The sequence below is a fragment of the Halobaculum saliterrae genome (genome assembly GCF_009831625.1).
GTDB classification, from domain to species: domain Archaea; phylum Halobacteriota; class Halobacteria; order Halobacteriales; family Haloferacaceae; genus Halobaculum; species Halobaculum saliterrae.
Genome location: NZ_WUUS01000012.1, coordinates 98209 through 108416, shown reverse-complemented (window position 1 = coordinate 108416; position 10208 = coordinate 98209). Strand labels below are relative to the sequence as shown.

Below are 10208 nucleotides of genomic sequence, written 5' to 3'. Positions count from 1 at the left end.
GTGGAGATGGCCTGTTGATCCTGCCGCTCTTTCTCGTTCTGACGGGTGTCGTCCTCGTGTTCACCGGCCTTCCGCTGTTACAGGGTGCATATGTCAGTCTGAAGATGCGACAGCCGAACACGGACCTGCTTGTCGCACTCCCCATCGTGAGTGCCTACGTGTACAGTACGATCGCCTTTCTCCTCGGTCGGATCGATATTTTCTACGATCTCACAATCGTGGTTGCCGCGAGTGTGGTGGCTGCCATCTTCTACGAATCACTGAGCAAGCAGCGGGCGATGGATCGCCTGACTAATCTCACTATCTCCCACGTCACCAAAGCCAGGCGGTATGGCGCCGATGGGACGACGACGATGGTCGACGTACACGGTCTTGAACCCNGGGAACGGGTTCTCGTCCGTGAGGGCGAACGCATCCCAGTCGATGGTGTTCTCGCTGAGGGTGAGTGCACGGTCGATGAAGCGATCGTGACGGGCGAGTCGCTACCGGTATCGAAACAAGCTGGGGACGAGGTCGTCGGCGGGGCGATCGTCACAAATGGGGCTGCTGTCCTCACGGTGAGCGNTGAGACAACCAGTAGTATCGATCGCCTCATCACCTCTGTCTGGAATCTCCAGAGTGGGGATCACGGTGTCCAGCGGCAGGCCGATAGGCTCGCGTCAGTCATCATCCCGNTCGTCGTCGGTGGGGCGGTANTCGCTGGATTGGGGTCGCTTCTGGTGGGGGCTGGCATTCCCGTCGCCGTCCTGACGGCGCTGGTAGTTCTCTTGGTGGGGTGTCCGTGGGCACTTGGCNTGGCAACCCCGCTCTCGGTGGCAACCAGTATCGAACAAGCGGTAGAGCGGGGCATCGTCATCTTCGACGAGACCGTCTTCGAGCGCCTTCGGGACGTCGACGTCGTCGTCTTCGACAANACGGGGACGCTCACGACCGGCCAGATGGATGTCCTCGAGGCGGATGCACCGTCGGATCTGCTTGCAATCGTCGCGGCCCTCGAACAGCGAGCATCCCACCCAGCGGCCGACGCAATCGTGAATACGTTTGTACAAAGGAATCAGGAGGGCGATCGCTCGAGAGCCGATGGGGGGGTTGCCGATGGCAGTGACCACGAGTACGCAGCTGACATCACTGAATTCACGAGCCACGCGACCGGCGTCGAAGGAGTCGTCGAGGACACGCGCGTTCTCGTAGGGAATCTCGATCTCTTCGCAGAACTGGGGTGGTCGGTTAGCGAGCGGATCGAGACGCGTGCCGCAGAGGCACGAACGGCCGGTCACCTTCCGGTCGTCGTCGGTCGTGACGGTCATGCAGAGGGTGTCATCGTCGTGGGCGACGAACCACGGGCAGGTTGGGATGACACACTCACGCAGCTGAATGACCGTGATATCGAGATCGTCGTTCTGACCGGTGATGACGAGGCTGCCACTGACTTTCTCGACAGTCATCCTGGCATCGGTCACGTGTTTGCGGGGGTCCCGCCGGCAGGCAAGACCGCGACGATCCGGCGGTTACAGTCCCGGGGACAGGTTACGATGGTTGGTGATGGAACGAACGATGCACCGGCTCTTGCGACCGCAGACCTGGGAATCTCGCTCGGTGGTGGAACGGCACTCGCGTCCGATGCCGCGGATATTTCTCTCGTCGATGACGACCTCGCAGCGGTGGGGACGACGTTCGACCTCGCAGATGCAGCTCGTCGGCGTGTCAAACAGAACAACGGGCTAGCGCTGCTCTACAATGGGCTCACGATGCCCCTTGCAGCGACGGGGTTGCTAAATCCGGTGTTTGCGATGGGAGCGGTCGTGGCGACCGGCGGTCTCCTCGCGGCGAATTCGTTTCGAGACCTGCTTACCGAGTAGCAGCTCTAACCCCGCGAAGCGGCAGATACCTGCTGTAACCGGGTGGAGTCGGTTCATATCGCTTCATTTGAGAAGTTCGAAGACACTGAGGCCCGCGTACCCGACCGCAAAGCCTGCGACGATGATAGCTCCAGAGAAGATCTGGTAGAACGGGGTCGACGGGAGGAAGCCGGTCGCGAGGGTACCGACAACGATCAGTACCGCTGCCAGTACCAAAAACACGTACTGACGACGTTTCCCGTTCATATATTGAGACATTTGTACCCCCTAGGTACCGTGAGATCACGGTAGATACCTTACCTCAGTCCGCCGGGATGATGGCAGCCGATTGATCGGGCTGTCGGGCTGCTTGGACCGAGTAGATCAGACTTCCGGTGAAGAGGACGAAGCTTCCAACGATGAATACTGCACTGAGCGGCGAGGCCGAATCGACGAACACCCAGTAGAGAGGGGCGGCAATCGATGGCCCGGCAGCAAGTACCGCGATCTTCGCGACGAGTGGCCCACAGCAGCCACAGGTACACGTCCCGACGATTGCAGCACTTCCGGCGGTCCCTTCGGTCATGCCGGCTCGTTCCTCGACGCGCCAGTGACGGGCTATTAGAGCGGCGTTTAATCCGATGAGTGCGCTTAGCATCCCGACGACGATGACCTGGCCGGGTGACAGGGCTAGGAAGAACGGGATATGTATGAACGGGAGATGCGGAATCGCGATTTCGAGGGTGGGCCACGATACTAGCTGATAGATTGCGGGTAGAACGACGACCGTCACCTCTTCGGGGAAGCCCTCCTCGGGGAAAAACGAGAGGTACCCCGTCACGGAAACGAAAAAGAGCGCTAACACGACACCAACGCCGATGCCGAAGCGACGCGCAACCGGATCACGCAAAACTGCGCGAATGACACCTCCTGCGTCCTTCCAGACAACATAGCCGACCATGATTGGCGTTCCGAGGACGATAGCGTATCCGAGTGGATGTGTATCGCTTGCCAGTCCAGGAAGGAGGTATGGATAGGAAATCCACAATCCCATAAGTATGCCGAGAAATGTGTACCGCGGCCGGGATGGCCAGCGGAGCCACCCAATAATGAAGCTCACGACCATGATACCTAAGCCACTCAGCAGGGCCAGTGGCTGATACCACGCTCGAGGGAAGGGCATCGAACTCGCAGTATATGTCGGATCTGGGGAGAGCCCTTCGAAGAGAACGGCTCCGAGCGCGGTGATAGCGATTCCGACGAATACGCCGTAAAGCGCCGTTGTCGGCGTGACACGATCAGTCCGTTTGAGAAGGATGAATCCGCCGAGGATGACAGCACCGACGAGAATAAGAATAATACCGTGTCCTTGCGAGAGTCCACCGCTTCCGGTTGTACCGTGGGCGGACGCGACGGGAACTTGAGTTAGCGTGAAGATCGCGGCGAGAAATACAGAGAGTGGCCGAACAGACCCGATTCGAGAGGTCTGTCCACGAGGAGGTTCCTCCCGTGGTTGACGCCCTTCCGATGACATTATTCAAACTTGAGCAGGGAGCCACTTCTACCTGACTAATCTACCTCTGATATCCCGGATTTAACTGCCGCTGTATCATACTGGATGGAAGCATGACCTTTTCCGAAATTATGGGCGGTACAGTAAATTCACTCGTCGTCCAGAAAGACGATGAACTGTATATGCTTCAGAAACCAGACCGGAAGAACGGCTCCAACCCCTGCAGCGAGTAGGAGACTAGTCGACACTGTCCACGCGATCTGCCCAAGCACGGTTCCAAGAATCAAGACGCCGTTGTATGCAATCGCATTCACCGCTAGTTCGCCTCTCGACTCCGGCTGCGGCCACTTGATGAGACTGAACTCGACCACTGACGTCCGGTCAGAAGCTACTGCGACAAGAAGTCCGAACAAGCCGGATACAAACCATCCGAGTACGGTCAGTGGCCAGCCGTATACCACCGTTGCGGTTGCAAGAATAGTTAGACATGGGCTGGTGATTGTACCGATCTCTACGGCGGAATAGCGGGTCAAAATGTGTTCCTTGGTGTCTTGTTGTGCGGCGGCCATCTGTGAGGAGTCTGAGGAGACCATTGCAATGGAGCAGGGATGCTCCGTCGAGGATTTGAACCTCGGTCCTCGGCGTGAGATACCGAGATGATTGGCCGAGCTACACTAACGGAGCACATCTACATCGGGGCCTCAGTATTTCAAATACGACCGGTGTCCTACCCAGTGGGAATCCGCCGTTTCCCCTTATGTTGGGGTCTTTGATAAAACGGTATGGAGCGTCGACAAGTCCTCAAGACAGCTGGAATTCTTGCTACAGGTGGCGTAACTGGTCTCGCCGGATGCAGTAGTTCGGGGAACGGAGATGGTGGCGGTGAGCCGACCACGACTGAAACGCCGGAGACAGCTGGTGGGTCAGGAGACTCGAATACCGTTATGATGGTCACCGAAGGGAGCGAGTACTATTTCGATCCCATCGGTCTGTTCATCGAATCCGGTGAGACAGTCACGTTCGAAATCCAGAGTGGGAGTCACTCGGCAACCGCCTACAAAGAGGGAACGAGCACAGCATCAGTTACCCGGATTCCCGACGGAGCGGAAGCGTTCAACAGTGAGGTTCTGAGTGAACAGGGTGCAACGTTCGAGCACACGTTCGAGACCACGGGCACGTACGATTATTTCTGTATCCCGCACAAGTCCCTAGGGATGGTTGGTCGGATTGTCGTCGGCGAACCCGGCGGTCCGGCGGAGGGGAGTATGCCGCCGGATGGAGACGTTCCCGAAAGCCAGACCATCGTTGATCAAGGCAGCGTCTCGTACAGCTCCTTCTCCGGATAGGCGGCCGCGTACACTGCGAGCTGTGCGCTCCGGAATCACTTGTACACCATATGGCTGACATTGACTGTGCTTCGGACCGACAGTATCGAGACATACGCTGTCGATGACGCTCGCACAAGGCTCGTGGCCGACATACACGGATGCTGCCCTCGATAGTGTTCGGCGAGAACGACGCGAGATCGAACGCGAATGTCAAGCCTTCCAACGGTTTCGCCAGCGTATTCAGACTGTCGAAACACAGACTCCACGGTTCGAACGGTCAGTTGTTGGAATGAATCAGAACCTTACATCCGAAGAGAAGTCGGTTCGTGATACCATCGAGCCGTGGTATCATGATACTGTGATGGCGGTCGACCACTACGGCGACGTGTACGGTGATTCGTTCGAGGCGTGCCTCAGTGCCGAATTCGGGATCGATGTGCTGGTTCTAATTTCAGAAGCGACTACGTTCTCACCGCTCATCAAACAACGACTCCTCGAGGCCGCACAGCAGTGTATTGACAACCGCTGGGTCTTTCTGGAGACGCTCCAGGCTGAATTCACTACGCTCAAAGACGCACAGTCTACAGTTCAAGAGATTCGAGAGACGATAGTAGAACTTGATTCTACGGAATCACAGGGAATCTCAGATACTGAACTGACTGATCGATACGACACGCTTCACACGTTGAATGATGAATGTAAGAGCTGGATCCAGCAACGGCAGGAGGAAATCCACGCTCATCGAATCGATCGGTCGGCAGACGTGGACGCCTACACTGACCTCTGTTCGTACCTCTATGAGGGTCTGGAGGTTGACTATCCGGTATTGGCGACGTTTGTCGATATCTTGGAGATCATCTCCCAATATGAGTAGTTCTCTCTTTCACCTCCTACTCAGTCTTGACGTCCTCCCATGGCTGAACAGTAGTTGCTGATTTGGCTGCGATTAGTGCTGGCAAATTCGGCGATGGAATCGAAGGACCCCGTGGACCAGGTGCACGGCTCTCAGAATCGGCGTGAGTGGGCGTCAAACACATCAAATAATCGACTTCATCAACTACTGTGAAGGGGTGGCTTCCGCTCGCCCCGTGTCAGTGCCGGTTTCCAGCAAATCTACTTTGTTAACGGTTTTGTCTATCCGGTCACAACAGTACATATGGAATTCGACTTTGTGCGCTCGGTGGCTCCCCTCGTCGTAATTGTCGCTGTCGCGGCGATTGCGCTCACGACCGTGATGACCTCCTCGACGGTCTTTATGATGGTTCTACCCTCGATGATTGTCTTCTCGGTCATCGCGTTCTTCCTGGGAATGAAACATGGCGAGTTCCGCGCCAGTCCATAATAGGCTGACTCAGTAGCCGCAGTCCGCTGGGTTATGGTCCATGCTAGCCCCCCAGCTGTGTTGATTCAGATTTATTTCGATGCAATAGGGATCCACCAGAGCCGGGTAACCCCTATCGTTCAGTTAGACCCAGTCCTGGTCGTCGTGTAGAGCGTCTCTACGTGGAGTAACCGGCGTACTCCATAAGCTGGTTGAAGATGTCCGTATCCATGACGGACCGATAGACCACGCCGGTAAGCATCCCGCCGGGATAGAACGTGCCGTTCATGACGTGGTTGACCTTGTGGCAGTGCATCAAATAGATACCGGGGTCTGCATCGGCAGTAAATTCGATCGTGTGTCGTTCAGCAGGGGCAACGTTCGTGACGTCCATGTCGTGGCGGGCAGCCTCCGGAATCGTCCCGCCGTCCTTTTCGACACGCTGGAAGCGGTGGTTATGGATGTGCATCGGGTGCGACATGTACCCACCGTTAACGAGGTGGATACGAACTGAGTCGCCCTCGTCGACGATGATCGGTGACCCTTCTTCGGGGTGCAGCGTCCGGGGTGCGCTCTTCCCGTTGACGGTGAACACGTCCGGATTACGACTGGCCGAATTGTATGTGAAGTCCGCCTCACCGGCCCACTTCCGCGGAACCCGCGAATCCCAGTCCTTGATCGTCATGAAGTATTCGCGGTCCGCCGGTTCGTAGCCTTCGGGATCAACTCGGTAGATCCCGTACATGCCCATGTCGATATGCCGGTGGGTCTGGAAGTGACAATGGTAGAAATGCGTTCCAGGGACGTTAGCGGGAATCTCGTAGGTATGCGTCTCACCCGGCGGGACCTGAATTCCGGTCGTCGTCGGGACGCCGTCGTTCTCCCACGTTTTGCGTACCCCGTGGAAGTGAATCGTGTGGGGGCGTCTGCCGTCGGTATTGTCGAGTGTCACTTCCATCGCGTTACCCTCAGTCGTTCTGAGTATCGGACCTGGGACGCTGGGGTCGTTGTCGTCGGCCTGGAACGCCCAGACGCGTGGGAATTCGACGGGGCCACCCATCGTATCGAGCGGGTGGACCGCGTGTCGGGCCTGCTGGGTCCGCATCGTTACTTCGCCTCCCTGCTCGTCGACGTCGACAACCGCTGGAGGACTGGTGTAGGGGAGGTCAGCCGATGTGGCTTGTGTTTCAGTCGGTGTGTCGGTGGCTGCTGCCGATTCGTCAGCTCCACTTGTTGAACAGCCCGCCAGCGCCGAAACGCTGGTCACGCCGGTCGCAGCGAGAAATTCCCGCCGCGACAGTCCGGTTCCGGGGGCACCGATACGTGTGGTCATAATACATTCGATGGTTTGTAGAGCCCCAACATAGGGGGACGGGGGAGTCCCAATTCACGGGACAGCGCGTGGATATGTTCGGCAACAGCCGGATGGGTATCGCAGGTGAAGCTCTATGATGCTGTCGTGAATCCATTACCGGGGATCAAAGATTGGCGAGCTGTTATATCCCGCCCGTCGCTGTCAGGTATGCGCTCGCAAATTGTACCGCATTGTATGCTCCGTGAATCACGGCCGGGACAGCGAGGTTGTCGGTGTACTCGTAGGTTGCGCCCAGTACCAGGGCGAGAACGAACGCGATACCGACGTACACCAACTTCCCTTCACCGGTCAGTGAGAAGAGATGGATCGACGCAAAGAGGGCGCTTGCAAGAACGATTGCACGGGCTGGATGCAGGGTTTCTCGGAGTGTACCCTGAACCAGCCCCCGGTATAGTAATTCCTCGCCTGGACCGACCAACAGAAACGAGAGAGGAACAAGCAGTAGAAACACTGCTGGATTCTGCTGACCAATCGTTACGATCTGATTTTGCGCCGATTCGAGTCCGAATGAGGAGATGATCCTCGACGCGATTACGAGCAGGCCGAGGAGCGTAACTATTCCGGCAATGGTCACGGCCACATCGCGCCTGTCCGGAATCGTAAGCGGAACGAAGTCGACGTCGAGATCGCGGAATTTGAGATAGAGGACAGCGAGCCCTCCGAACGTTACCCCTTGCAAGAGGACTGTACTCAACACGAGACGCAACGATGGACGAGCTGTGACATCGATCCCGAATACAGCCAGCAACGTGGCAGCGGCAGCGACGACGACCGAGCCGATGATCGTGGAGCCGTATGTGAGTCCAATCGCAGTCACAACGGAGCGGATCCGTGAGGTTGATTCCGTCATTTGAGGAAGCTGAGAATGGTGCAAACTGTACAAGCTATACGCGGAGCTTCGGTACTCAATCGTGTTTGTGAGTTATCGTTGGGTTCTCTCATAGTTTGTGTGTTGTCGCCTCGTTCCGGTTCACAGTCATTCTCGAACAGATGAGCCCTGTGGCTGTGACGAATAGAAATGCGAGAAGAGAGAGGTTCGGAATCGTCAACTCGAGTATCGGTGCCTGCCACTGGACAGCTGCACACGACCCTTCGAAAGAGCAGGTGGTTGTCGTCACCTGTAGTATCGAGTGATACGCTGCGGTCACTCCCCCGGGGACTGAAAGCGGAATAACAGTCCGCCAGACTGCAGGACGGGCTTCGATTGTTGCGACACCGAGGATGACGACTAGCGGGTACATCAGGATTCGTTGGTACCAACAGAGGTCACAGGGTGCCAATCCGAGACCGAGGCTAAACCAGAGACTCCCCGCTGTTGCGATCCCGGCGATGAGGGTAGCACTGGCCAATACGAGGCGGAGTCGGTCATGAACCATCTGCGAGTTGCTCGATGAGGGTACGGGTTCGTTGTTCGTCACTCAGCGGGTTGACCGTCTCACCATCAATTACGAGGGCCGGGGTTCCCGAAACGCCTGCGTCGGCTGCTGCCTGACTGGTCTCCCGAATCGGTGATTCGTAGGCCTGCTCCTGAATCTTCGTTCGGAGCTGTCCCGTCTCCGGTACTCCAGCTTCCTCGGCGAATGATACGAGTTTGTCAGTGGTCGCCCACGTCGCACTCTCTGGTGGTTGGTTGGCGAAGACGTATTCGTGGTATCGCCAGTAGGTTTCAGGCCCCACGTTCCAGGCTGCGAGTCCAGCTTGAGCAGCACGAGGGGCATCAGGGCCGAGGAATGGCTCGCCGTCAATGTAGGCTAACGCACGGAATTGTAGGTTGACGTCACCGGGCTCAACGTAGTCTGTGATGATATCGCCGAGGAAACCCGTGCTGAAATCCGCACAGTACGGACATTTCCAGTTTCCATAATAGGTCACAGTTGGTCGATCAGCCGATCCTGTCCTTGCGTACGTGAACGATCTGGGGTCGTCGGGGATCGGTGCGTTTGCTACTGGTCCCTCTACCTCAGTATCTGGTGACCCCGTGTCTTCGCCACTGAGACATCCACTGAGTGCAATTACTCCACTTGCCGCGAGGAACCGGCGTCGCGTTAGTAGTCTACGTTCTCCGACAGATGACGTACACTGGGTTGAGTTACGTTCGGTATCGGTCATATTTCTTCAATTACGCGGTGGATTTCTGAATTCTTTCGTTACGAACGTAAGTCGTGAGCACGGTTGTGAGCAGGCTGAGGAGAATGAGCGTGGCGACTCCGAGATGCGTCGTGACGATTATCGGTTTGAGGTTCTCTGTGACAGTTAATCCTCCGAGTACGACCTGAATTGGAAGTAAGACGAGTGCCGTTGTTGCGGACCATTTGACTAGCGAATCGTCTGGATAGACGACCCACGCCCCAACTGCTGTCCCTGTAATAAACAGGCCAGCAGTCATCGCAAGGCCCCGGTGCGCCCATTCAGCGAATATCTGGAGGGCAGAGTATGGCGAATTTGCGATGATGCCGGGCTGAAGGAAGGGGACCCAGGTGCCATAGCAGGCCGGCCAGTCGGGGCAAGAGAGTCCGGCACCGATCGCGCTCGTGTAGGCACCGAGAAGCATGACGATATACGTCAGAACCAGCGTTAGGCTGGCGATGTGCCCGTACTTGACCGGAATCTCTGAAATCGTCTTTCGCAGGTAGTCCGAGATCGTTGAATGTTGAGACATATATCGGTTGAGGGGAGATACCAAATTGCGATATGAATTGTTGAAGCCGTGGTGACAAAGGTATACGTCGGATTCCCATCGACTGGGATTCCGCCATCTATTCAATGCGGATCCATCCCACGGTATTGGTAAGAAGACCCACGATTTGTTGGGAGACCACCTATCCGTGCGAAG

General features: G+C 56.7%; 11 protein-coding genes and 1 tRNA gene. 4 read left to right on the top strand and 8 right to left on the bottom strand.

The window, feature by feature from the left end; genetic code table 11:
* Positions 1 to 1859, top strand: a 1859-nt coding sequence (locus tag GRX01_RS17225) for a heavy metal translocating P-type ATPase (protein WP_159670593.1), incomplete at its 5' end; no start/stop codon positions are given.
* Between the two features lie 301 nt (positions 1860 to 2160).
* On the opposite strand, the gene GRX01_RS17220 is transcribed toward GRX01_RS17225, so the two are convergent.
* From GRX01_RS17220 to GRX01_RS17210, 3 genes are all read right to left on the bottom strand, one after another.
* The gene (locus GRX01_RS17220; protein ID WP_159670590.1) at positions 2161 to 3372 is read right to left on the bottom strand and encodes a hypothetical protein; all 1212 of its coding nucleotides are present in this window, start codon (positions 3370 to 3372) and stop codon (positions 2161 to 2163) included.
* 128 nt (positions 3373 to 3500) lie between these two features.
* A complete protein-coding gene (locus tag GRX01_RS17215; protein ID WP_201289632.1) occupies positions 3501 to 3944 on the bottom strand; it encodes a hypothetical protein in 444 nt (147 codons plus the stop codon).
* Between the two features lie 16 nt (positions 3945 to 3960).
* Positions 3961 to 4035: transfer RNA gene (locus GRX01_RS17210), tRNA-Glu, on the bottom strand.
* Between the two features lie 98 nt (positions 4036 to 4133).
* Here GRX01_RS17210 and GRX01_RS17205 point away from each other — a divergent pair.
* The 3 genes from GRX01_RS17205 to GRX01_RS17195 all read left to right on the top strand — a co-directional run bounded on the left by GRX01_RS17205 (position 4134) and on the right by GRX01_RS17195 (position 6021).
* Positions 4134 to 4697 carry a plastocyanin/azurin family copper-binding protein gene (locus tag GRX01_RS17205; RefSeq protein ID WP_159670587.1) on the top strand — a complete coding sequence of 188 codons (564 nt, stop codon included), beginning with the start codon at positions 4134 to 4136 and terminating at the stop codon, positions 4695 to 4697.
* A gap of 103 nt (positions 4698 to 4800) precedes the next feature.
* The gene (locus GRX01_RS17200) at positions 4801 to 5553 is read left to right on the top strand and encodes a DUF7260 family protein (RefSeq protein WP_159670584.1); all 753 of its coding nucleotides are present in this window, start codon (positions 4801 to 4803) and stop codon (positions 5551 to 5553) included.
* Positions 5554 to 5835: 282 nt separating this feature from the next.
* Positions 5836 to 6021: a DUF7333 family protein gene (locus tag GRX01_RS17195; protein WP_159670581.1), complete on the top strand. Its 186-nt coding sequence runs from the start codon at positions 5836 to 5838 to the stop codon at positions 6019 to 6021.
* 157 nt (positions 6022 to 6178) lie between these two features.
* On the opposite strand, the gene GRX01_RS17190 is transcribed toward GRX01_RS17195, so the two are convergent.
* The 5 genes from GRX01_RS17190 to GRX01_RS17170 form a co-directional block, all read right to left on the bottom strand.
* Positions 6179 to 7333 (bottom strand): multicopper oxidase domain-containing protein, encoded by a 1155-nt coding sequence (locus GRX01_RS17190; protein ID WP_159670579.1) that lies wholly within the window; start codon positions 7331 to 7333, stop codon positions 6179 to 6181.
* 163 nt (positions 7334 to 7496) lie between these two features.
* Positions 7497 to 8225, bottom strand: coding sequence for a CPBP family intramembrane glutamic endopeptidase (locus GRX01_RS17185; protein ID WP_159670576.1), 729 nt, complete (start codon positions 8223 to 8225; stop codon positions 7497 to 7499).
* Positions 8226 to 8313: 88 nt separating this feature from the next.
* Positions 8314 to 8751: a disulfide bond formation protein B gene (locus GRX01_RS17180; protein ID WP_159670573.1), complete on the bottom strand. Its 438-nt coding sequence runs from the start codon at positions 8749 to 8751 to the stop codon at positions 8314 to 8316.
* Complete coding sequence (locus tag GRX01_RS17175; RefSeq protein WP_159670570.1) at positions 8741 to 9484, bottom strand: DsbA family protein; 744 nt, start codon at positions 9482 to 9484, stop codon at positions 8741 to 8743. The genes GRX01_RS17180 and GRX01_RS17175 overlap by 11 nt, the downstream gene beginning before the upstream one ends.
* Positions 9485 to 9494: 10 nt before the next feature.
* Positions 9495 to 10034 (bottom strand): COX15/CtaA family protein, encoded by a 540-nt coding sequence (locus tag GRX01_RS17170; RefSeq protein ID WP_159670567.1) that lies wholly within the window; start codon positions 10032 to 10034, stop codon positions 9495 to 9497.
* Between the last annotated feature and the right edge of the window lie 174 nt (positions 10035 to 10208).